We start from the raw sequence: 465 nt of genomic DNA on the forward strand, positions 1-465 counted from the left end.
CAATTGATTCATCAGGGGACCCTGATAATTCCGGTCGATTTCATTGCGTTCGCCCATTCGCTCAACCCGCTGGGCGATCATCACGACTACCTGACGTCGAATGTCTTTGCGCAGGGTGAGGCGCTCGCCTTCGGCAAGACCGCGGACCAGGTCCGGGCCGAGGGCACGGCCGAGGAACTCGTGCCGTTCAAGGTTTTCGAGGGCAACCACCCGTCATCGACATTCCTGCTCGAGAAATTGACCCCGTATGTGCTCGGTCAGCTGATCGCCCTGTACGAGCACAGCGTTTTCACCCAGGGCGCGGTCTGGTCCATCGGATCGTTCGATCAGTGGGGCGTTGAGCTGGGCAAACAGCTGGCCCAGCGGGTGATCCCGGAGTTGCAGTCCGAGTCCGATCCCGAACTGGCGCACGACAGCTCGACCAACGAGCTGATCCGCCGGTACCGCCCGGCGCGGTCGTAGTAG

At 61.7% G+C, this 465-nt stretch carries 1 protein-coding gene; it reads left to right on the forward strand.

Annotated features, from left to right (window positions below; all coding sequences use genetic code 11):
* The coding region (locus D7Y13_RS42500) for a phosphoglucose isomerase-related protein (RefSeq protein ID WP_500683201.1) at positions 1-462 on the forward strand (462 nt) is incomplete at its 5' end.
* Between the last annotated feature and the right edge of the window lie 3 nt (positions 463-465).

The organism is Corallococcus praedator, assembly GCF_003612125.1.
In the GTDB taxonomy this organism is placed as follows: Bacteria; Myxococcota; Myxococcia; order Myxococcales; family Myxococcaceae; genus Corallococcus; species Corallococcus praedator.